Annotated in this window: 23 protein-coding genes; 1 reads left to right on the plus strand and 22 read right to left on the minus strand. The window is 70.6% G+C overall.

Annotation, left to right across the window (positions count from 1 at the left end):
- Positions 1-69: 69 nt before the first annotated feature.
- Positions 70-1,542, plus strand: coding sequence for an NAD(P)/FAD-dependent oxidoreductase (locus NDR87_RS00305; RefSeq protein ID WP_251909394.1), 1,473 nt, complete (start codon positions 70-72; stop codon positions 1,540-1,542).
- Here the strand turns inward: NDR87_RS00305 and NDR87_RS00310 are convergent.
- From NDR87_RS00310 to NDR87_RS00415, 22 genes are all read right to left on the minus strand, one after another.
- Positions 1,530-2,084 (minus strand): hypothetical protein, encoded by a 555-nt coding sequence (locus NDR87_RS00310; RefSeq protein ID WP_251909393.1) that lies wholly within the window; start codon positions 2,082-2,084, stop codon positions 1,530-1,532. The genes NDR87_RS00305 and NDR87_RS00310 overlap by 13 nt on opposite strands.
- Positions 2,081-3,031 (minus strand): MlaD family protein, encoded by a 951-nt coding sequence (locus NDR87_RS00315; protein WP_251909392.1) that lies wholly within the window; start codon positions 3,029-3,031, stop codon positions 2,081-2,083. The genes NDR87_RS00310 and NDR87_RS00315 overlap by 4 nt, the downstream gene beginning before the upstream one ends.
- Positions 3,028-4,017, minus strand: a complete 990-nt coding sequence (locus tag NDR87_RS00320; RefSeq protein ID WP_251909391.1) for an MlaD family protein — start codon at positions 4,015-4,017, stop codon at positions 3,028-3,030. The genes NDR87_RS00315 and NDR87_RS00320 overlap by 4 nt, the downstream gene beginning before the upstream one ends.
- Positions 4,014-4,910, minus strand: coding sequence for an MCE family protein (locus tag NDR87_RS00325; RefSeq protein ID WP_251909390.1), 897 nt, complete (start codon positions 4,908-4,910; stop codon positions 4,014-4,016). The genes NDR87_RS00320 and NDR87_RS00325 overlap by 4 nt, the downstream gene beginning before the upstream one ends.
- 1 nt (position 4,911) lies before the next feature.
- Positions 4,912-5,841, minus strand: coding sequence for an MlaD family protein (locus tag NDR87_RS00330; RefSeq protein WP_251909389.1), 930 nt, complete (start codon positions 5,839-5,841; stop codon positions 4,912-4,914).
- Positions 5,838-6,755 (minus strand): MlaD family protein, encoded by a 918-nt coding sequence (locus tag NDR87_RS00335; RefSeq protein ID WP_251909388.1) that lies wholly within the window; start codon positions 6,753-6,755, stop codon positions 5,838-5,840. Before NDR87_RS00335 ends, NDR87_RS00330 begins: the two co-directional genes overlap by 4 nt.
- Entirely contained in the window at positions 6,752-7,732 is a 981-nt protein-coding gene (locus NDR87_RS00340) for an MlaD family protein (RefSeq protein WP_251909387.1), read from the minus strand. The genes NDR87_RS00335 and NDR87_RS00340 overlap by 4 nt, the downstream gene beginning before the upstream one ends.
- Positions 7,729-8,529 (minus strand): ABC transporter permease, encoded by an 801-nt coding sequence (locus NDR87_RS00345; RefSeq protein WP_251909386.1) that lies wholly within the window; start codon positions 8,527-8,529, stop codon positions 7,729-7,731. The genes NDR87_RS00340 and NDR87_RS00345 overlap by 4 nt, the downstream gene beginning before the upstream one ends.
- Positions 8,526-9,296 carry an ABC transporter permease gene (locus NDR87_RS00350; RefSeq protein ID WP_251909385.1) on the minus strand — a complete coding sequence of 257 codons (771 nt, stop codon included), beginning with the start codon at positions 9,294-9,296 and terminating at the stop codon, positions 8,526-8,528. The genes NDR87_RS00345 and NDR87_RS00350 overlap by 4 nt, the downstream gene beginning before the upstream one ends.
- The gene (locus tag NDR87_RS00355; RefSeq protein ID WP_372494076.1) at positions 9,290-10,822 is read right to left on the minus strand and encodes a fatty acyl-AMP ligase; all 1,533 of its coding nucleotides are present in this window, start codon (positions 10,820-10,822) and stop codon (positions 9,290-9,292) included. The genes NDR87_RS00350 and NDR87_RS00355 overlap by 7 nt, the downstream gene beginning before the upstream one ends.
- A gap of 85 nt (positions 10,823-10,907) precedes the next feature.
- Positions 10,908-11,153 (minus strand): acyl carrier protein, encoded by a 246-nt coding sequence (locus tag NDR87_RS00360; protein WP_251909383.1) that lies wholly within the window; start codon positions 11,151-11,153, stop codon positions 10,908-10,910.
- A gap of 17 nt (positions 11,154-11,170) precedes the next feature.
- Positions 11,171-11,929: an ABC transporter permease gene (locus tag NDR87_RS00365; protein WP_251909382.1), complete on the minus strand. Its 759-nt coding sequence runs from the start codon at positions 11,927-11,929 to the stop codon at positions 11,171-11,173.
- A complete protein-coding gene (locus tag NDR87_RS00370; protein WP_251909381.1) occupies positions 11,926-12,846 on the minus strand; it encodes an ABC transporter ATP-binding protein in 921 nt (306 codons plus the stop codon). Before NDR87_RS00370 ends, NDR87_RS00365 begins: the two co-directional genes overlap by 4 nt.
- Positions 12,843-13,340, minus strand: coding sequence for a hypothetical protein (locus NDR87_RS00375; protein ID WP_251909380.1), 498 nt, complete (start codon positions 13,338-13,340; stop codon positions 12,843-12,845). The genes NDR87_RS00370 and NDR87_RS00375 overlap by 4 nt, the downstream gene beginning before the upstream one ends.
- A complete protein-coding gene (locus NDR87_RS00380; protein WP_251909379.1) occupies positions 13,337-13,960 on the minus strand; it encodes a hypothetical protein in 624 nt (207 codons plus the stop codon). The genes NDR87_RS00375 and NDR87_RS00380 overlap by 4 nt, the downstream gene beginning before the upstream one ends.
- On the minus strand, positions 13,947-15,383 hold the full coding sequence (locus tag NDR87_RS00385; RefSeq protein ID WP_286012962.1) for a pyridoxal-dependent decarboxylase: 1,437 nt from the start codon (positions 15,381-15,383) through the stop codon (positions 13,947-13,949). Before NDR87_RS00385 ends, NDR87_RS00380 begins: the two co-directional genes overlap by 14 nt.
- A gap of 62 nt (positions 15,384-15,445) precedes the next feature.
- On the minus strand, positions 15,446-16,786 hold the full coding sequence (locus NDR87_RS00390; RefSeq protein WP_251909377.1) for an aminotransferase class III-fold pyridoxal phosphate-dependent enzyme: 1,341 nt from the start codon (positions 16,784-16,786) through the stop codon (positions 15,446-15,448).
- Positions 16,783-17,832, minus strand: coding sequence for a fatty acid desaturase (locus NDR87_RS00395; RefSeq protein ID WP_251909376.1), 1,050 nt, complete (start codon positions 17,830-17,832; stop codon positions 16,783-16,785). Before NDR87_RS00395 ends, NDR87_RS00390 begins: the two co-directional genes overlap by 4 nt.
- Entirely contained in the window at positions 17,829-18,821 is a 993-nt protein-coding gene (locus NDR87_RS00400; protein ID WP_251909375.1) for an NAD-dependent epimerase/dehydratase family protein, read from the minus strand. The genes NDR87_RS00395 and NDR87_RS00400 overlap by 4 nt, the downstream gene beginning before the upstream one ends.
- On the minus strand, positions 18,818-19,939 hold the full coding sequence (locus NDR87_RS00405; protein WP_251909374.1) for an N-acetyltransferase: 1,122 nt from the start codon (positions 19,937-19,939) through the stop codon (positions 18,818-18,820). Before NDR87_RS00405 ends, NDR87_RS00400 begins: the two co-directional genes overlap by 4 nt.
- Positions 19,936-21,012, minus strand: a complete 1,077-nt coding sequence (locus NDR87_RS00410; RefSeq protein ID WP_251909373.1) for a hypothetical protein — start codon at positions 21,010-21,012, stop codon at positions 19,936-19,938. The genes NDR87_RS00405 and NDR87_RS00410 overlap by 4 nt, the downstream gene beginning before the upstream one ends.
- A 112-nt stretch (positions 21,013-21,124) precedes the next feature.
- A complete protein-coding gene (locus NDR87_RS00415) occupies positions 21,125-22,018 on the minus strand; it encodes a DUF4437 domain-containing protein (protein WP_251909372.1) in 894 nt (297 codons plus the stop codon).
- Between the last annotated feature and the right edge of the window lie 37 nt (positions 22,019-22,055).

A 22,055-nucleotide genomic window follows, 5' to 3' on the forward strand; every position in this document is an offset into this window, starting at 1 on the left:
TGGCATTGAGAGGATCGCATCAGGAAACGATGTTTCGTCTGACGAAACTTGACTCTGATGAGGTGCGCCATGCGGGCGGAGGACGGGACGCCATCGGTGGCGATCGTCGGGGCCGGATTCGGTGGTCTGGCGGCGGCTATCGAGTTGGGGCGCCATGGGATCGACTACGAGGTGTTCGAGCGGGCCGATTCGGTCGGCGGGGTGTGGCGTGCGAATGCCTATCCGGGTGCGGCCTGCGATGTGCCGTCGCCGACCTATTCGTTCTCCTATGAGCTGGAGACGCGGTGGTCGGCCCGCTACGGCACCCAGCCGGAGATCCATGCCTATCTGCGGCGCTGCGCGGATCGGTACGGTGTCACCCCCAGGATCCGGTTCGGCGCCGAGGTGACGGCCGCGACCTTCGTCGACGGTCGCTGGGAGATCGAACTGGCGAGCGGGGAGCGGCGCGGTTTCGACGCGCTCATCTGCGCGACCGGGCAGCTGTCGCGGCCGCGTATTCCGGACCTGCCCGGACGGTCGAGTTTCGCTGGTGCGCAGTTCCATTCGGCCGAATGGGATCCGGCGGTCTCGGTGCGTGGTAAGCGAGTGGCCGTGGTGGGCAGCGGCGCGAGCGCCATCCAGTTGGTACCGGCGATCGTGGACGAGGTCGATGAGCTGCACGTCATCCAGCGCTCCCCGAACTGGGTGGCCAACAAGTACAACCACGGCACCGACGGAATACCGCATCGGCTGTTGCGGAAGGTGCCGGGGTTGGCGCGGCTCGAGCACAATGTCGAGTGGCTCTGGTTCGAGGCGCGGGTCCCGTTGATCTTCACCGCGCTGGATCCGGTGCGCAGCCTGTTCGAGGCGTGGCTGCGCGGCAAGATTCGGCGCGAAATCTCCGATCCGGCACTGCGCGCGGCGGTCACGCCCGATTACCGGGTCGGCTGCAATCGCATTCTGCTGTCCAATGATTGGTATCCGGCGCTGGATCGCGACCATGTCACCCTGCATCCGCACGGGGTGCGCGAGGTGCGCCCGGACGGACTGCGGCTGGCCGACGGTTCCGAGGTCGCCGCCGATGTGATCGTGTGGTGCACCGGCTTCACCGCCGACGAATATCTCGCACCGATCGATATCACCGGCCGGGACGGGCGCAAGCTGCACACCGAATGGAAGGACGGCCCCGAGGCGTATCTGGGGATCTCCGTCGCGGGTTACCCCAATCTGTTCATGATGTACGGGCCCAACACCGGCTCGATCACGAATACGATTATTTTCCTGCTGGAGAAGCAGGCGCGGTATGTGCGTATGGCGTTGCGGCACATCGCCCGCACGGGCGGCTGGATCGACGTGCGGCGCGAGGTCCAGGACCGCTTCAATGCCCGGCTGCGCCGACGACTGGCCCGCACCGTGTTCACCACCGGCTGCCCCGGCTGGTATCACACCGCCGACGGAAAGGTGTTCGCGGTCTGGCCCGGATCGCATATCGGGTATGCGCTGGCCACCCGCCGATTCGACCCGCGCCGTTACGAATTCGGGGCGCGGCCTCAGCGGGCGTGATAGTCCGACACCAGCCAGCGGTCGTCGGTGTGCTGGACGGTGACCGTGAGCAGGGTGGAGGCGGTGATCGGATCGGGATGCCGGGCGTTCTGGGTGGTTTGGGTGGCGAAGACGGTGACGGTGTAGGTCTTGTCGTCGGAGGTGCTCACCGCGGTCGCCACGACCTCGCCGTGCGCGACCACCTGGGCCTCGGTCATGATCTTGCTCAGGGTGTCGTGGACGGTGGTGTACCGGTCGGCCAGGCTCGCGGTGGTACCCGCGCGCACGCTGTCGAAGAAGGCGTCGAGGTGGTGGAAGTCGTAGGTCAGGGATTTGGTCGCGTACTCCTTGGCCACCGCCGCGGCGCGGTCGGAATTCGCGGTGCGATCGTGCAGCGCCGCCAGCTCGCGCGCCTGCTGATGCCATCCCCAGCCCAGCCACACCGCCACGGCCGCGAGCGCGGTCGCGGCGAACCAGGGCAGCCACCGGGCGCGGGCGGGCCGGGTCTCGGGCTGCTCGCCGGTGTCGGAAGTCGTTGCGGGGTGGTCGAGTTCGAGGGTCATCGTGCTCCTGAGGGTGGGATGGGGAGGTGGGCGGTGCCGTCACCGGGGAAGGTCTGCTCCAGTAGATCGACGATCGAGCCCGCGTCCAGACGCAGCGAGCGCAGCGGCGCGGTCACCGGCCGCAGGGCGGCGGCCAGCAGGGCCAGATCGGGGGCGAGGGCTCCGGCGTAGTCGTTCATCTTGTGCATCACCGGATTCAGCGAGTCGTCCCAGATGTGCTCGCCGACAACGGAGTAGTCCTGGAAGGCCCGGATGAGATGGACGACCTCCGGATCGGCGCGGGCGATGACGGGTGCGACCTCGGCGAGAGTGGCGGAGTGGCCGTCGAGGTCGTCGGCGAGCGACTGCAGGTTGTGCCACAGTCGCGCGATGGCGTCGCGTTTGTCGCGCAGGGTTCGCGCGAACAAATCGGCGTTCTCGGCGAGCCGATCCACATCGCCGTCGCGTCCGCGGGTCGCCGCGTCCGCGGTGTCGACCAGGCGGGCCAGCACCGCCGGATCCACCTGTCCCAGCAGCGCATCGAGCCCGGCCATGGCCTCGGCGGCGGTGACCGGCACCCGTACGCGCTGCGTCGGTATCACCGCGCCCTCGGTGAGGTACGGGCCGTCCGCCGACTCGGGCCGAAATTCCAGATACTGCTCCCCGGCCGCCGACAGGTTCGCCACCAGCACCGCGCTGGCAGCCGGAATGCGATGGTGCGCATCGTATTCCACGACCGCGTCGACGCCGTCCGAGGTCGGGTCGAGCTCACGCACGCGGCCGATGCGCAGCCCCCGCAGGTGCACCGGCGAGGTAGCCAGCAGCCCGCCGGAGGAGGGCATGTGCACGGTGACGGTGGTGGTCCGGCGCACGGGATTCAGATCGAGTACGCCGAGGCCGAGGTAGGCCACGGTGGCGACGGTGGTCGCCAGCAGCGCGACGAGGGAGGCCGAATGTCGTACGGTCACGGCACCATTCCGATCGATCGCAGGACGGTGACGAGCTCGTCGGCCTGCCGGGCCGGCTCGACCACCCGGACGTTCGGCGGCGCGCTGAAGTACGGGACCAGCTTGTCGCGCAACAGCGCGATCAGCTTGTCGATATTCATGGGCACGGTGGTGTCGGCCGAGGCGATGGTCAGCAGCAGTGGGCGCATGGCGCGGTAGATGTCCATGGTCTGCGGGTAGATGGGCCACACCAGATCCCCCGCGGGTCCGGCCAGGCGGCCGAGGCCCACCGCGAGATCGACCACGCCGAACAGCACGTCGGCGAGCCCGGCCGCCCGGCCCGGCCCCAGTACCAGCGCGCGGTCCACCGCGGATTTGCGCGCGGCCAGATCGGCGCTCATGCGGGCCGCGCCGTCGAGGATACGATCCAGATCCGCGGTGCTCGCGGTCATATCGCGCAGGTCGGTGCGGATCTCGGCTGCCAGGGCGCGATACTCCGCATCGCTGGGAAAGGCGGCATCGGCGCGCGCCACCGCGGCGGCCAGATCGCCGAATCGCCCGTTGGCCAGGATATTCGACATGCCGCGCAGCAGATCCTCCACGCTGTCGGGCGCCCGGGTGCGGCCGACCGGAATCACCGCGCCCGCGGCCAGGGTGGGCCCGGTCGCCGTGCGCGGCGGGATCAGCGCCACATACGGTTCGCCGAGTATCGTCGCCTGCCGGATCTCGGCCCGCGTCGATTCCGGAAGCCGTACCGCCGCACGCACGGTCACGGTCGCGACCGCCAGCCGATCGCGCAGCTCGACCCGGTCCACCACCCCGACCTCGACGCCGTCGGCGATCACCTTCGCCTTGGCGGGCAAGTTGAGCACGCCGGTGAATTCGATCCGGATCGGATAGCTCGCGCCCGATACGGCCGTGCCGGGCAGTGGGATCTCCGCGGGGTCGACGCCGCACCCAGCCACGAGCGCGGCCACCGAACAGGCGAGCAGGGCCCGGCGCATCATCGCCGTCCCGTTTCGGCCGCGGCCGACAGATGCGACAGCAGTTCGCGAATGCCGCCCGCGTTCCGCAGGCCCGCGTGCGCGAGCGGGACCAGCGTGTCGAGCAGCGGGTAGACCCGCGGCCCGTAGGTGTCGGCGAGTCGGGCCAGCACCGGCAGCAGCTGGTTGGACAGATCGATCATGGGCGCGAAATTCGCCGAGAGCCCCTCCACCACCTCGAGTCCGTCGCGCAGATGGGTCAGCAGCAGTTCCATATCGGGCCAGTTCCCGGTGAACATCGTGGTGAGGGTGTCCAGGTTGTCGATGAGCCGTCGCAGCGCGGCGTCGCGGGTATGCGGGTCCCCGGCCACGGCCGACAGCCCCCCCAGCAGGTCGTTGGCGGTGTCGGCGGTGCCGTGGACGGCGCGGTCGAGCGTGCTCAGCGTGTCGCCGACCGTGCGGTCCCCGCCCAGATCGGTGCTCAATTGCCGCATGGCGGCGAAGGTCTCGCTGATGCCGACCGGAGTCCTGGTGTGCGCGAGCGGAATACAGTCCCCATGCGGCAGTTCGGGTCCGGACGCGGGCCGGACGAGTTCGATGTGGCGGTCGGTCACGATCGAGTCGGCCAGGGTGACCGCGGCGGTGTCGGTGGGGACCGCGATATCGGCGCGGACCCGCATCGAAACCCGTACCCGATCGCCACGCGCGTCGATGCGGTCCACCACTCCCACCGGCACGCCGAGCACCGAAACCTGATTGCCGCGGTACAGCCCCGCGACATCGGCGAATTCGGCGCAGATCGGCTTGCCGTAGCGCAGCCGTGCGACCGGTGTCACCGCCGCCGATCCCGAGACCGTGAGCAGGGCTACCACCATCGCCCCGAATACGGGGTAGCCGAGCCGTTTTCCGATGCGCATCTCAGCACTCCCGTCCCGGCGCGCAGCGTCCGGTCGCCGCGCCCACCAGCGGCCCTACCTTGCGCACGAATTCGTCGATTCCCGCGATCGCGGCGTCCAGGCGCTGCGGGGCGTCGGCGACCTTGGCCAGCAGCTGCTCGAGCTGGGTGATCAGGGGCTCCACCTGATCGGCGTAGGCCATGATCGGGCGGTGGGTCACCTCGATGAGCCGCCGCAGCAGCTGAAATGCCCGAATCACCTCGGATTTGCCCGCCGCGAGCTCGGCCGAGATCGCGCCGAGCCGCCGGACGAAGTCGGCGAGCACCGCGCGGTCGGCGGCCGTGGCCGCCACGTATTCGTCGGATACCGTCACCGCGCGATCCAGCCGATCCGCCTGTGCGGCAACGACTCCGATGAGCCGGTGCAGATCGCCGAGGATGCCGCGCACCGCGTCGGGGCGGTCCGCCAGCGCCCGGTCCAGTTCGGCCATGGTCGCCCGCAGGGTCTGCCCGTCGGTCTGGCGCAGCGGCGCGGTCGCCTGCTGCACCACATCGGTCAGCTCGTAGGGGGTGGTGGTCCGCTCGCGCGGAATCGGCTGGCGGCCCAGCGGTTTCCCACCCGACGGCGCGAGGGCGAGGTAGTGCCCGCCGGTCGGGGTGAGCAGCCGCACTCCGGCGCTGGATCGATCGCCGACCGGGGTGCCGGAGGTGACGGCGAAGTCGACCCGGACGTGGTCGTCGTCGAGTTCGACGGCCCGCACCCGGCCCACCCGCACCCCCGCGATCCGCACCTCGTCACCCGCGCGCAGCCCGCCGGAATTGCGGAACTCGGCCGCGTAGGTGTCCTCCCCGACCGCGACCCACCGGACCGAAGCCAGGCCGATCAGCGCGACGATGGCGATCACCAATGCCGCTATGCCCCAGCGCAGTTCGCGCCCGCCGAGCCGCCTCATCGGTCCGCTCCCGGGTAGTTGGCGTTGAGTCCGCGGATCAGCCCGGGCACCAGCGTCAGCAGTTGCGCGAGTTGGTCGCTGTCGGGTACCAGCCGCCGCACCAGCTCGAGCAGCGGCTGCGCGCTGTCGTCGTAGAGCGACTCCAGTTCGGTCAGAATGCCGACATCCGGTTCCAGCCCGTGTGCGGCGACCCGCAGCGAATCCACCAATTCCCGTGCCCGCCCGCTGAATACGCCGATGATCTGCGCGACCTGCTTGATCAGCGCGCCGACCTGTTCGGACTTGCCGCCGATCTGCTCGGCGATCTCGCCGAGATTGCGGATCAGCAGCGCCACTACCGCGTCACGGTCGCTCGCGAAGCGCAGCAGGGCGTGCAGATCGTCGAGCACCGGCCCGATGCCCGCGCCGTCGCCGCGCAGCACGTGCAGCAGGTTTTCCGCGAGCCGGTTCAGCTGTGCGGTGTCCAGCGACTGGAACAGCGGTTCGAAGCCGTTGAACAGCCGGGTCACGTCGAAGCTGGGCACCGTGCGGTCCAGCGGAATGGTCGCGCCGGGCGGGAGCGGGGCGTCGGGTCCGGAGCCGGTGAGCTCCACATACCTTTGGCCCAGCAGGGTTTGGTAGCGCACGGCGGCGCCGGTGCCGGGTCCCACCCGGTGCGCGCCGTCGACCGAGAATCCCACCCGTGCGGTCGCCGTCGCGGTGATCGCGATGGAGGTCACCCGCCCCACCTGTACCCCCGAGGTGCGCACGGCATCGCCCACCGCCAGCCCGGACACATCGGTGAACAGCGCCGCGTACTCGACCGCGCGGTCCGGCCGCGGTCCGCGCAGTGTCGACATCAGCAGGCTCAGACACAGCCCGACCAGCATCAGGAACAGTCCGAGCTTGATCGCCGCGCCACGCACCCGGATCATCGCGCCCCCACCGAACGCGCCACCTGCGGCAGGGTTTCCCCGATGATGCGCAGCTGCAACTGCACTCGGCCGTCCACCACCGGGAAGGCCGCGCCGATCCGATCCATCAGCTCGGGCAGCCGCTGATAGGCGGGTGCCAGGCTGCCGTACGACATGCCCAGCGGCACACCGAGATCCATGACGACGGCCAGAATCTTGGTGAAGGAGTCCAGATTTCCGCCGAACAGCTCGGCGTATCCGGGGAGGAACTCCCGACTCAGACCGGCGATGGCCGTGCGGGTGCGGGCGCGGTTGGCCTCGTCGTCGAAATAGGCGCTCTGATCCAGCAGCGCGACCAGCGCGTGCGCCATCGCCGGTTCCAGTTCGGCCGAACCGGCGGCGAGGTTTCCGGCGATGCGCAGATAGTAGCCGATATCGCCGCGCCGATTCGTGGCGACGGCGCGGGCGAGTTCGGTGATGGCATCGACGGTCGGGACGAAGATGCCCGGATCGCGGGCGGCCAAGTCCATCAGCCGCCGGACCTGCGGGGAGTCGAGTACGGCCGTGAGGCGGCCGGAGCGCTGCAGTACCGCGGTGCTCGACGCCTCGATCGCGTCCTCGGCCAGCGGTATCACGGCCCGATCACGCACCCGTCCACCCGTACCCCGGGCCACCAATTCGACCGCGGGAGAACCGAAGACATTGGTCGAGGTGAACCGCGCCACCAGCGCCCCCGGCAGCGCGGCGGCGGCCCCGGGGTCGATCCGCAGGCGCACCCGGCGGGCGTCGGTGACCTCGCGCACGCGCCCGATCACCATGCCGTGGAACTTCACGTCCGAGCCCGCCACCAGCCCGTCGGCGACCGTCGGCGCGTCCACGACCAGATCGAGCCCGTCGTGGAAACGCCCCTGCGCCTGGGCCAGCACCACCGCGCCCGCGACCATCGCCGCGACGACCACGGCCGCGCCGCGACCGCGCCGCGTACCGATCATGTTCATCCCGAAATCCTGATTCCGCTGTCCGCACCCCAGAACAGGGCGGTCAGCATCATGTCGACGACGATCACCAGCACCAGGCTCGCCCGGATGGCGCGCCCGCACGCGCGGCCCACTCCCTCGGGTCCGCCGGAGGCGTGGAATCCGTGATAGCAGTGGGTCACGATCACCACGGTCACCAGCACGACCGCCTTGAGCACCGCGCACACCACGTCCGCGGGCCGCAGAAACGCGCCGAAGTAGTGGAAGTAGGTGCCCGGCGACTGCCCGTGCACCACATTCACCGCGGCCGCGCAGGACAGGTACGCCGCGATGAGCGCGATCAGGAACAGCGGCACGATGGTGACCGCGCCCGCGATCACCCGCGTCGCGACGACGAAGGCGACCGGCCGCACCGCCAGCGATTCCAGCGCATCGATCTCCTCGGCGATCCGCATCGCCCCGATCTCCGCGGTCATCCGGCATCCGGCCTGGGCGGCGAAACCGACGGCCGCCACGATCGGCGCGAGCTCGCGGGTGGTGGCATAGGCGGAGACGAATCCGGTCAGCGGCCCCATCCCGACGCGCTCGAGGGTGTCCAGCCCCTCGACGCCGACCGAGCCGCCGATCGCGACGCCCAGGAAGATCAGCACCGACGCCGTGCCCCCACCCACGACCAAACCGCCACCGCCCCAGACGATATCGGTGAGCACGACCATGGTCTGCCGGCGATAGGCACGCGCCGCATGGGGGAGCGCGGCCACGACTCGCACGCCGAAATCCAACTGGTGCCCCAGCCGATCCAGTCCGGCGGCGATCACGGTAGCTCCCCGAATACCGACAGGGCCTGGGTCACGATCAGATTCAGCGCGAACGTGGCGACGACGCCGAGCACCACCGCCGCGTTGACCGCATCGGCCACACCCTTGGGTCCGGCCGTGGCCGTGAGCCCGCGCGCACCGGCCAGCACCACCACGACGAGGCCGAACAGCGCCGACTTCACCAGCGCCGCAATCAGATCGGGCACCGAGACGAAGGCCGCGATCGAGGACAGATAGCCGCCCGCGGTGCCGTGCTGGATGCCGACATTGATGACGTAGCCGGTTGCCAGGCCCATGAAGACGACCACCACGCACAGCAGCGGCGCGACGAACACCATCGCCGCCAGGCGCGGCACCAGCAGCCGCCGCACCGGATCGATGCCCATCACCCGCATGGCATCGATCTCCTCGCGGACGGTGCGTGAGCCCAGATCGGCCGCGATCGCCGCGCCCGCCGCCCCGCCGAGCAGTAGCGCCGCCACCAGCGGGGCGCCCTGGCGCACCACGCCCACCCCGGCGGCGGCTCCGGCCAGGGAGGTCGCGCCGATCTGCTGGGTCAGCTGACCCACCTGCACCGATACGATCACTCCGAACGGCACCGCCACGAAGACGGCCGGGACGGCGGTGACGCTCACGACGAACCAGCTCTGCACGACGGCGTCCCGCCACGGCAACCGGCCCGAGGCGCTGTCGCGCAGCAGCCAGCCCAACGCCGCCGCGGCCAGCAGCACCGTGCGGCCCAGGGTGCGCACGGCCGGGCTCAGCACCGGATCTCGTCCGGCAGCAGCGCCGCCGCGGCGAGCCGGCGCGGCTTACCCGAGGGGGTCTTCGGAATGCGGCCCGGCGCAACCACTTCCACGCGCCGCGGCCCGACTCCGAGCCCGGCCTGTACGCGGTGGGCGACCTCGCGGGCAATGCGGGTGCGCTCGTCGGCATCCTCGCCGACGGGCGATTCGACGATCACCGCGAAACCCTCGCCCGCACCCGGCGCGCGGGTGCGCACGGCCACCGCATTGCCGGGCCGCACGCCGTCCACCCCCGCGGCGAGCCGTTCGATGTCGACCGGATAGAGGTTGCGGCCGGAGACGATGAGCATTTCCTTCTTGCGCCCGCACACGACGATCTGCCGGTCGGGGTGCAGGTAGCCGAGGTCGCCGGTGGCCAGCCAGCCCGACCCGTCGACCGCGTCGACGAAGCCGTCGGTCGTGCGGTAGCGGCGGATGATGCTCTCCCCACGCACCTCGAGCTCACCCACCTCGCCGGGCCCGGCGAGGGCACCGGCCGCGGTGCGCACGCGCACCTCGATTCCGGGCAGCGGCGGGCCGAGCCGGACGTGTCCGTTCGCGTCGATCGCGGGTCCGACGCCCGGGCGGGTGAACGAGACGGCCAGCGTCGCCTCGGCCATGCCGTAGGCGGGCACGATCGCCTCGCGGCGCAGTCCGAAGCGCGCCCCGGCGGCCAGGAAGCGCTGCAGCACAGCGGGATCGATCGGCTCGGCGCCGTCGAGCGCGAAGCGCAGCGAGGACAGATCGTAGGCGCCGTCGGCGGCGCGCTCGAGTTTGCGGGCCAGCAGGCCGTAGGCGAAATCGGGTGCGGCGGACATGGTCGCGCGATGCTCGCCGATCAGCCGCGCCCAGAGCAGCGGGTCGGCCAGGAAATCGGCCGGGGTGATCGAGATCAGCTCCACGCCCAAAAACATCGGCGCGACGAGGAATCCCATCATGCCCATGTCGTGGAACAGCGGCAGCCAGCTGATCATGACGTCGCGGCGGGTATTGATCAGCGAGGCGAACTCCATCGCCCGGATGTTGGCGTACATATTGGCGTAGCTGACCGCCACGGCCTTGGGCGCGCCGGTGGAACCGGACGTCAACTGCAGGAACGCCAGATCGTCGTCGCGGGTGTCCACCGGCGCGGTGTCGGGTCCGGCCGCCAGCTGTTCGACGGTGACGCAATCGGCTTGCAGGACCGCGGGATTCGCGGCCACCTCGCCGAAGGGAGCGCCGAGCACCACCAGTCGCGCATCGATGACGGCCAGGGCGCGGCGGGTGTCGGCCGCCCATGCGGCGAGGTCGGTGCGCGGGGTCGGCTGATGCAGCATGGTGACCGCGCCGCCCGCCAGCCAGCTGCCCTGTACGACCGGTGCGATCTCGGCGGGGGCGCCGGCCAGGACGGCGACCGCGCCGCCGGGCCGCAGCCCCGCGCGGATCAGTCCGCCCGCGATGCGGCGGGCCTGGGCATGCACCTCGCCCCACGTTCGGCGCGTCGGTGCGGCGGGATCGCCGGTGCGCATGCCGGTGGCGCTGCGCGCGGCGCTGTCGAGCAGGGCCGTGAGGAACCGATTCACCTGTCGTCCACTCTCTTTCGTCGCTACCGGATCAGGCCGCGGCCAGCTGACCGGCGATCAGCCGCTGCAGATCACCGAGGGTGCGGCAGGAGAACACGGCGTCCTTGCTCAGCGTCACGCCGAGGCGTTCACGGATCTCGGCGACGCCGGTGGCGAACGACAGCGAATCGAAACCGAGGTCGGCGACCAGGTCGGCCTCGGGCCGCAACTCCGCGGGGGACAGGTCGAGATCCTCGACGAGGATCTCGCGCAGGATCTGTTCGATGGTGGCCATCATGGGCACTCCTTTCTGGTTCACCTGCCGATGCGGCGGCGGACCAGCCGCAGCAACAGCAGGTGCAGAACGACGAAAACGATTGCGGCGAAGGCCGTTCCGGCGGCCAGCCGGGCGAGGTCGAACTCGCCGTACATCAGGGTGGCCGCGGCGGCGACGACGTGGGAGAACGGGTTGAGCTCGATCGACACCCGCAGCCAGGTGGGTAGGAAATCGGTCGGCATCAGCGCCTGGCTCACGAACAGCACCGGCAGGGCCAACGGCAGCAGCGCGATCGGCGCCTGCGGATTGAGCGTGCGCACGGCGGCCAGATAGAACAGTGAACTGTAGGCCGCCGACCACAGGCACATCAGCGCCAGCAGCGCGAGCACCGTCCCCATCCCGGCCCGCAGCGGCGCGCCGAGGGCGGCGAGCAGCGCGATCACCACCACCCCGGCGGGCAGGATGCGCACGGCCTCGAAACCCACCTTGGCGGTGATCACCTGGCGGGCGGTAACGCCCTGCAGCCGAAGCCGATCCACGAATCCGGAGCCGACCTCCTCGAGCAGGGTGCTGGCCCCGTAGCCGGATCCGATCATCGGGATCAGCATGATGATGCCCGGTGCGATGTAGGCGGTGTAGGAGTGCACCGGGAAGCCGGGCAGCAGTGCCACCCGCTGGAACATGGCCCGCACGAACACCACCAGCACGACCGGGAACACGATCGGGAAGAGGAAGCCGAATACCGGCTGGCGCAGGCCGACCACCAGATAGCGCAGGAACAGCAGTCCCGTTTTCATCTCGTGGCCTCCAGGAAGGCGTCGCGCAGGGAGGTGGTGTCGATCCGCAGTTCGGCGTCGGCAAGACCGGCGCTGCGCAATTCCGCAGTGAGCCGGGCGATTTCGCGGGCGTTAGCGGCGGGCAGTTCGACGGTGAGGGCACGGTCGCCGTCGGTGGTGACCGGAAAGCCCGCCGCGCGCAGTCCGGTGCTCGCCTCGGCGGATACGGGCCATGGTGTGGTGAGGCGCGCTCGCGCGCCGCGGGCGCGGGTGAGCTCGGCGGCGGGGCCGGAGGCGATGAGCCTGCCCGCCTTGATGATTCCGACGTGGTCGGCAAGCGCCATCGCCTCCTCCATGTCGTGGGTGGTCAGCACCACGGTGCGGCCCTCGTCGCGCAGGCCCGAGATCACCCGCCACAGTTCGTCCTTGCCCTCGATGTCCAGTCCGCTGGAGGGCTCGTCGAGGAACAGCAGGCGCGGATCGTGCGAGACGGCCAGGGCCACGTCCACGCGGCGGCGCATGCCGCCGGAGAGGGTCCCGATTCGCTTGCGCTGCACCGCCTCGAGTCCGAACCGCTCGATCAGCGCATCGACCCGGCCGCGGCGCGCGGTGCGTGCCCATCCGGCCAGGGCCAGCCCGAATTCGAGCTGTTCGCGGGCGCTGAGCCACGGGTCCAGCGCCACCTCCTGCAGCGCCACCCCGATCAGCGGCCGCAGCCGCCGCACGTCGGTGAGCGGTACGCCGAGCACCTCGGCGGTCCCGGCCGTCGGTGGCAGCAGGGTGGTGAGCATGCGGATGGTGGTGCTCTTCCCCGCGCCGTTGCGGCCCAGCAGGCAGTACACGACGCCGGTGGGAATCTCGAGGTCGAGCCCGTTCACCGCGCCGCTGTCGGCGCCCGGATAGGTCTTGGCCAGGCCGTGGGTGCGAATGGCGCTCACCCGCGCGCACCCGACAGGTGTGCCCGCAGGCGGCGGTGCCGATGCCGGAACAGCAACGACAGGCAGGCCCGCAGGACCGCGCCCCAGCCGGGGATCAGGCCCAGCGGCGCGCGCGGTGTGAAGGTGACGGCGTCGACGACCTCGGTGCGGTCGCCGACGGCGCGCAGGGTGCGCTCGTGCGCCCAGCTGCGCATCGACAGCATGGTGGACTGCTCGCGGAAGCGGCGGCCGGGGTCGATCTCGGCGACGGTGATGTCGTCGAAGTCGATCGGAAGCACGCCGAACAGCAGAAAGAAGCTGCGGCCCAGGCGGGTTCCCGGTTCGATGTCGGCGATGGTGCGGCCACGGAACGGGCCCGGCACCGTCATCCTCAGATACGGGCGCAGTTCGGCATTGATGCCCTCGGGGGAGGTGACGGCGGCCCAGACCGCCTGGATCGGGGCGTCGACGGTGCTCACCATGTCGATGTGCTGGGTCTCGAGCTCGAATGTCATTGCGTCGCTTTCACTGTCGGTGGGATGGTCGGGAGCAGCCGGTGCAGGTCGATCACCGCGGGTATGGAGTCGGCGCCGATGTAGTCGGGCAGCAGGGGGCCGATCCGGTCGATGGCGGTGCCGAAAACCATGCGGTACCAATCGAACAGCGGAACCACCAGCGCCACGGTCAGATAGCGCACGCCCTCGGCGGTGAGCTCGTCGGCGAATCGGGCCCACACCTGTTCCATCACGCCCGCGCCGCGGTGGGCGCGGCGCACGGCCTGGGTGGCCAGTTCGGCCACCGTCTCGGGGGCGGTCGCGGCGAAGCGCCGCGCCCACGGCGGATCCAGGCCGTCGCCGAGATCGGCGAGCGTGCTGAAACTGTTCAGGCCCAGCGCGGTATCCGCACGCAGCGCGCGCAGCACCACGGCGGGTTCGGCCGCGGACCCGGCGAAGCCGAGATAGAACTCCGAGGAGGACTCCCAGCGCCGATAGTGCGTCATCTCCCCGGCCGCGTCGTCGGCCGGGCAGGTGTAGCCGTTCTCCCGGCCGAACACCTCGTACTCCCAGCGCTTGGCGCGCGCAAAGGCGCTGTCGCCGGGACGGATTCGCCGGACGGTCAGCTCAGGCAGGGACATCGGCACTCCTCGTCCGGTGGGCGAGTTCGGCCCCGCACGCGGCGATCTCGGCGATGAGCGTGCGGGCGAGGGCGGGCGTGCACACCGGGTTGACGAAGGTCAGCTTGAGCGCGGTCGCGCCGGCGACCCGGGTGCGCCCGAGCAGTGCCCGGCCGTTCTCGGCGAGCGTGCGGCGGATGCCCGCGTTCACCTCGTCGAGTGCCGACGCGGGCAAATCCCTGCTCTCCCAACGCACCACGACCGTATTGGTGACCCCCGAGCCGAGCACCCGCAGCGTGGGGTCGGCGGCGGCCGCGGTCCGCGCGGCCGCGGCGGCGGCCATGGTGCGATCGATCAGATCCGCGACGCCCGCGCGGCCGAGGGCGCGCAGGGTGACCCACACCTTCAACGCGTCGAACCGCCGGGTGGTCTGCAGCGACCGCCCCACCAGGTGCAGGGCGTCGTCGGGATCGTCGTCGGCCGGATTGAGGTAGTCGGCGTGCCCGGACAGTGCGGTCAGTTCCGGGCCGCGCCGCACGAACAGCGCCCCGCAGCTGATCGCCTGGAACAGCAGCTTGTGGAAGTCGACCGCCACCGAATCGGCGTCGGCGATCCCGTCGAGCAGCCCCCGGTGCCGCTCGCTGAGCAGCAGGCACCCGCCCGCGCAGGCGTCGACGTGCACCCAGATGCCGCGGGCGCGGGCGATCGCGCACACCCGCGCCAGCGGGTCCACGGTCCCGAAATCGGTGGTGCCCGCATTGGCCACGATCGCGATGACGGGTTCGCCCGCCCGGTCGCACTCGTCGAGAATTCGCACCAGCGCGCGCGGATCCAGTTGTCCCTGCGCGGTGGTCGCAACCGGTACGAGGGCCCGCGTTCCCAGTCCGAGCAGGCCCAGCGCCCGCGCCACCGTGAAATGGGTGTCGGCCGTACACACCACGCGCCACCGGGATGCCTCGGGCGGCAGCCCGTCGGCGCGAATATCGTGGCCCAGCCGCGTGCGCGCGTAACGATCGCGGGCCAGCAGCAGACCCTGCAGATTGGATTGCGTTCCGCCGCTGGTGAATACGCCGTCGGCGGCGCGGTCGTAGCCGAGCCGCGCGCACATCCAGGACACCACGCGCTGTTCGATCACGCTGGCGGCCGGTCCCTGGTCGAAGGAGTCCATGGACTGATTGAGCGCGCTGAGCAGCGCCTCGGCGGCCAGCGAGGAGATCGCGGGCGGACAGTGCAGGTGTGCGGTGTAGCGCGGGTCGGCGACCGGGGTGGAATGCGGAATCAGCAGCCGCGCCGCCTCGTCCAGCGCGTCCGGCAGTCCCACCCCCCGCTCCGGTGCGACCGGTACGGCCGCAAGGTGCTGCCGCAGGGCACGATGGCCGAGCGCCGAGGGCCGCTCGAGACGGTGCGCGAGCCCGGTGGTCACCAGTTCGGCGGCGGTGGCCATGACCGCGCGGTAGCGCTCGAACCCGGCGGGAGTGAGGAATTCGGTCTCGACGGTGCGCTCGTTCACGCCACCCCCACCGGGCTCGCGGCATGGGCGCGCTGCACGCGCTGCACCGCGTCGGCGAAGATCTCGACCACGGCGGCGATTTCCTCGGCGTCGATGATCAGCGGCGGCAGGAAGCGGATGACATTGCCGTGGCGTCCGCCGGTCTCCACGATCAGACCCGCGTCCAGGCAGGCGGATTGGATGCGCGCGGCCAGTGCGGTGCCCGGCGCGCCGATGCCGCGCTCGTCGGCGGGCAGCAGGGGGTCGATGATCTCGACACCGGCCATCAGCCCGGCCGTGCGCACCTCCCCGATCACGGTCGCGGTGGCGGCCACCGCGCGCAGGCCCGCCTCCAGTCGCGCGCCCACGGCCCGGACGTGGTCGCCCAGCCGGTGCTCGGCGGCGTAGCGCAGCACCGCGGTCGCCGCCGCGAAGGCCAGGGCATTGCCGCGGAAGGTGCCGGTGAACACGCCCGGCTCCCAGGCGTCGAAACCGCGGCGGATCACCAGGACCGCCATGGGAATTCCCGATCCCAGGCCCTTGGAGATCGCGATCATGTCGGGTTCGACGCCGCAGTGTTCGAATGCCCACGCCCGGCCGGTGCGGTACATCCCGGCCTGGATCTCGTCGGCGATCAGCGGCACCCCCGCGGTATCGGCCGCGCGCCGTAGCGCCCGTGCCCAGCGCGGCGGGGCCGGGTGCACGCCGCCCTCGCCGAGGACGAATTCGCTTACGATCGAGGCCGGGTCGGCCAGCCCGCTGTGCGGATCGGTGAAGGTGTTGTCGACCGCGCGCACGGCCAGATCCACCCCCGCCTCCCCGCCGACGCCGAACGGGCATCGATACGGCTGCGGGAACGGCAGGAACCGCACCTCCGGGCCGAGCACGACGCGCGAGTGCCGCAGGCCCCCACCGGAACTCACCGAGCGGGCGGCGCGGCTGCACCCGTGGAAACCGCCCTGCACCGCGACGTGTGCGCGGCCGCCGGTCGCGATCTCGGCCACCGTCAGGGCGGCCTCGATGGCATTGGCCCCGCTGGGTGCGCACAGATGGATCACGCAGTCGCGCGCCAGTCCCGGCGGCAGCGCGGGCAACAGCGCCTCGACGAAGGCGTCGCGGGCCGGGGTGTGAAAGTCCAACGACAGCAACGGCTCTCCGGAATCGAGGGTGCGTCGCACCGCCTCGGTCACCACCGGATGGTTCCAGCCCAGCGACATCGCGCCCGCCGCGGCCAGGCAGTCGCGGTACCAGCGGCCGTCGCTGCCGCGCACGCGGGTGCCGCGCGCCTCGACCGGAACGATGGGCAGCCGCCGCGAATAGGTCGTCTCCCGCGACTCGTGCGCTCGCACCTGCGTCACGCCCGCTCTCCTTTCGTGTCTCGATCCCCCAGCAGCCCGCGCAGCGTCGCCCGCAGTGAGGGTTCGGCCGTGCGCCAGTAACCGCCGTCGGCGGGAATGGCCGCGGCCAGCCGTCGCCGCGCTCGCGGCAGCGCGTGATAGGGCAGCCAGGGGAAGAAGTGGTGCACGGCGTGATAGCGCAGCCCCAGCGGCGCCCACAGCTCGGCCAGCAGCGGGAACGACGTGTGGTCCACCGAATCGAGGATCTGCTCCGGAAAGGACATGGGCGCGTTGGCACTCGCGTAGCGGTGCGAGGCCAGCACCCGCAGCCAGTTGACGAACAGCAGCACCGTGATCACGGCGTACGCCTCGGCCAGCCGAATGGGCGCAATGTGCCCGGTGAGCAGCAGCGTCGCGACCGCGACGCAGTAGCCGAAGCACGCCGCCTCCTGCACGATCCAGTGCCGCGGGAGCCGGGGCGGCAGGACCCGGGCGAACTCGGCGTCGATCGCCAGCGCCGAGGCGCGGGTCAGCGTCCAGCGCCGCAGTCCGGGCACCAGCCAGCTCACCGGCGCCAGCACCAGAAAGCGCAGCACGAACACCGGCAGCCCGGCCGCGGCGGTGAGCGGGGTGAGCAGCACCCGCCAGCGCGGCCCGCTCGCGTAATCGACGTACTCGCCGTCGGCGGCCGTACCGTAGCTGCGCGAGGCGTGGTGTTCCTGATGGAACTCGTAGACGAATTTCGGTACCAGCAGCGGGATTCCGACCAGCAGATGCCAGGCCAGCGAGAAGCAGCGCAGGGATTCGGCGGCGTGCACCAGTTCGTGCACGAACAGCACCGCGCGGTAGAACGCCAAGGCCGCCACCAGCACACATCCGGCCGCGCCCACCGACAGCGGATCGTGCGTCGGGAACAGGGCGAACGCGGTCGCCCCCACGGTGACCGACGCGAGCAGGTCGACCCAGTAGATCCAGGCGATCGGCCGCTTCAGATCGATCACCAGCCGCCGCGCCTCCGATATCGAAATACCCAGCGCCGCACGTGATGCGGTGGTGGTCGCGGTCATCGCGCGCTCCCGTCGACCAGGTCCCGGAACAGCTGCTCGACCGGGGTCTGGCTCAGGCCGAGCTCCGTTACGGCCCGCCGCGGGCTGTAGTAGAGCCGCCGCGTCATGAGGTCGGCGTTCTCGGGCACCAGCAGCGGTGAGCGCAGCGGATCGGTGCGCAGCCGGGCGATGCCCGCATTGAGGCGGGCGACGGTCCGCAGGGCCTTGGCGGGCACCTCGCGGATCCGGTCGTCGCGGCCGAGGGCGGCCGACAGCGCCGCGCCGATCTCGGCGTAGCTCAGATTCGCGGAACCGAGCAGGTAGCGCCGCCCGGATCGGCCGTGCCGCATGGCCTTTCGGGTGCCGTCGACGAAGTCGTGGGCCGCGCACACGGCCGTGCCGCCGGTCGGCGCGACGCGTAGCAGTCCGCGCCGCGCCGCGCTCACCAGTCGCGACCAGCCCCAGTGCGGGTGGCCGCCGGGGGCGTAGACGGCGGTGGGATTGACGACAACGACGTCGAAGTCGGCAGTGGCCTGGTCGAGGACGAGCCGTTCACCCCAGAGTTTGGTGGTGCCGTAGGCGGTGGTGGTCACCGAATCGCGGACGTCGAATGTTTCGTCGGCGATGGTGTCGGCGGGCGGGTAGCCGACGGCCGCGCTGGAGGATACGTGCACCATCCGCCGCACCCCGGCCGCCGCCGCGGCCCGGGCCACCAGCTGCGCGCCGAGCACGTTCACCTCCCACATGTGCGCGGCCAGGCCGTTCAGCGGGACCGCGATGCCCGCGAGGTGGTACACCCGCGCGACGCCGCGCAAGGCCCGCGCCAGCGCCTCGGGATCGGTGACGTCGCCGTAGCGGATCTCTATATCGTCCAGTAGATCTCGCAGCCCGCCCGGTCCCGCGCCCGGTTGCACCAGGGCCACCACGCGCTCCCCGTCGGCGACCAGCGCGCGGGTCAGCGCGGCGCCCAGACATCCGCTCGCCCCGGTCACCAATGTCGCTTCGGTCATGCGATCGCCTTCTCGTAGATTCGGTAGCGCCGGGCCGGTGCGGCCTTCAGCTGCGCCACCAGTGCCTTGGACCAGTGATTGCGTTCGTGGATCCAGGTGGTGGTGACCTGCCGGTAGCGGCCGGACAGGACCACCTCGGCGATCTCCCCGGCCACCACGCGGCCCACGCCCAGTCCGGTGTGTTCGGGCGCGACGCCGATCATGACCACCACCGCGGTGTCGATGCCGCGAATGCGGTTGTCGCGCTTGGCGATCAGCCGCGCGGCCAGTGCCGGGGTCAACCGGCCCGAGCGCGGGGTGATCTGGTTGAGATCCGGCACCAGCATGGCGAATCCGGCGGGGCGGTCGTCGACCTCGACGATGCGGATCAGCGCCGGATCCAGCACGGCCTTCAGATCTCCGGCGAGCGCGGCGAATACCGGCGCGGAGATCGGCACGTGCTCGGGATGGTCGTGGAAGGACTCGTTGTAGATGCCGCGCAGCAGCTCCACCTCCGCGCCGAAGTTGCCCAGATCCGGTGGGCGCACCCGGATGCGACCGGCCGCGAGCACCTTTCGTGCTCGGGAGCGCAGCCGTTCGGCCTGCTCGCCGTGGGTCTCGCGGGACCAGTGGTAGGTGGTGGTGTCGAACCGTCGCCCGAAACCGCATGCGGACAACAGGTCCGCGTAGTAGGCCGGGTTGTGCGGCTGCATGAGCGTGGGCGGCTGCTCGAAACCGTCCACCAGCAGCCCCATGTCGTGGCGCGGCGAGTAGTTGTAGGGTCCGCTCAGCCGGCGCGCGCCGCGCGCACCGGCCCACTGCTGTGCCGCGGCCATCAGCTCCCGCGCCACCCCGGCGTCGGGTACGCAGTCGAAGAAGCCGAACAGAGCGTAATTGCCGTAGCGACGGATGTATTCGCGATCCAGGGTCACCGCGATGCGCCCGACCGGTCGTCGGCCGCGGTGGGCGACGAAGTGCGCGATATCGGCCTCGGCGTGGAACGGATCGCTCGCGCGCATCCCCGCGGCCACCGCACGGCGCAGCGGCGGCCGCCAATTCGGGTCGGCGGCGTTGACCAGCCACGGCATTCGGATGAAAGCCCGGCGCTGCGAGGCGCTTTCGACGCGGGTGACGGTCATCGCTTCGCGATGCCCAGATCGTAGGCCAGTTCGGGATTGCCCTGACTCTTCCAGAGCGCGCCGTCCATGTAGAAGTGGTGGAAGACGAAGGTCAGCGGGATCACGCCCAGCAGCACGATATCCAGCTGTCCGGCGATCACCCCGAGCACCGCGAAGGCCAGCACGTACAGCGGCAGCGCCTTGCGGCTGGAGAGCCGGGCCAGCAGCAGCCGCCGCTCGGCCGGATCGGTGGACAGCCGGAACCGGGTGTTGTTGCGGGTCCAGTTGATCAGGTGGTACTGCAGGCTGTGCGTGGTGGTCGCGATGAGGATCAGCGCGAACAGGTCCGACACCAGCAGATACGACAGGTTGTACGAGACCACCGCGAGCCCGAAGGTGGCCCACGCCATGGCGGGCAGGGCGCTTCGACCGGAGCGGTGCAGGCGCAGCTGCTCGGCGGCCAGCAGTGCCACCAGCACCGCGGCGACCCCGAAACCCGCGTACACCACCGGCATCGGGATCGGCGGCGTCGGCACGGTCAGCTCCGAGAACGGCAGCCGATGCCCCAGCACCTCGTAGTCGGAAAAGCGCAGCCCCTGGCTGGCCCGATAGGCGAACGGCGCGAGGCAGGCCGCGAACAGGCTGTATTTCAGCAGCTTTCGCGGTCCGCGGTAGCCGTTCTTCGCGGCGTAGATATTGATGATCCCGAAATGCTGCTTGAGCACATGGAACACCTGCCAGTAGGCCCACACCGCCACGACCACCACGGTGGCCCCGGAGAACATCAGCGTGCTCAGCACGGCCGCGACCACCACCCAGCTGATCAGGTAGTGCCGCCAATACCGTTGCCGCTCCCGCGGATCCAGCCATACCCGCGCCGAGGTGGCCAGCACGTGCGGATAGTCCGACAGCAACGAGAAGGCCACCGCCGCGACCAGGAACGCGCCCTTGTGCGCGGTCGTCAGCGACAGCACCACCGACAGCAGCGCGCCCAGCCCCAACACCAGCACGATGTCGACGCGCGGACTCACGAACCAGCCCGGCCGCGCGGGCTTCTCCTCCTGCGCGATCGAATCGTCGACGGCGATTGACATGGCTCCTCCTCGGCACCGGGGGATCGGGACGGTGAAACAGTAATGAAAACGACTGTCGTTATCAATAACTGTGACACGGGTCTCCGGCGTGCCGAGAAGGGGCCGGGGGAGGCTACTGGTAGGTGGGATCGGCCCAGGGTCCGATGGATCGGGAGCGGACCGGCTCGACGAGCTTGGGTGCCAGTGTGTTCGGGAATTCCGGACCCCAGTTGGTCGGCTGGCCGGACATGACGACCTTCGGGTTGTCGGTGTACCAGTCGACCAGATCGGCGTCGGAGCGCACGATCCAGGTGCAGCCCTGTTCGGCGTCGGCGGTGAAGTCGCCGTGGCGGATCAGGGCGGGGCGCCAGAAATACGTTCCGGGCCACATCTTTCCGTAGTTGTAGTCGAAACCGCCCGCCAGGCAGTAGGCCTCCTCGCTGCACGGATGGTGGGCCAGGGGCTCCTCGCGCCAGCCCGGCTTGGCCTTGATCAGGCGGGTATAGAAACCCGTCTTCTGGTCGCGGTGCAGGAGTTTGATGTACAGGCCGGGGACGGGGGTGCCGCCGAGGTCGAAGCGCATCGGGCTGCCGTCCTTCACATCGATCCACGGCATTGCCGCGGCGTCGAGCACGACCAGCTTCTGATCCTCGCGCACGAAATCGCGGCCGGCGTCCGCCCGCTCGAAGTGCCAGCCACCGTGCTCGCGGAACAGCAGGATCTCGGTGCGCTCGGCCACCGAGATCGGCGGTGTCCATACGCCTTTCGGCGCGGTCCAGAATCCCTCGGGACCGAGTTCGGTGTCTCCGATGGTGACCCGGCCGGACAGCACGAACCATTCGGTGTCGGCGTCGTGGACGCCCGCGGGCCGGGACCAGTCGCTGGTGAAGCGAACCTTGAGCGAGGCCGAGCCGTCCTCCTCGTCGTAGCTGAGGTTGCGCTGTTCGGCGCTGCCGGTGGCGAGTTCGAATTCGGCGACGTGCCAGATCAGATCGCGTTCATCGATGAGTTCTACATGCGGACGCATGGTGGCTCCTGAGGGAGGCGAATATTTTCGCTACAGA

It is taken from the genome of Nocardia sp. CDC159 (assembly GCF_023740735.1).
In the GTDB taxonomy this organism is placed as follows: domain Bacteria; phylum Actinomycetota; class Actinomycetes; order Mycobacteriales; family Mycobacteriaceae; genus Nocardia; species Nocardia pulmonis.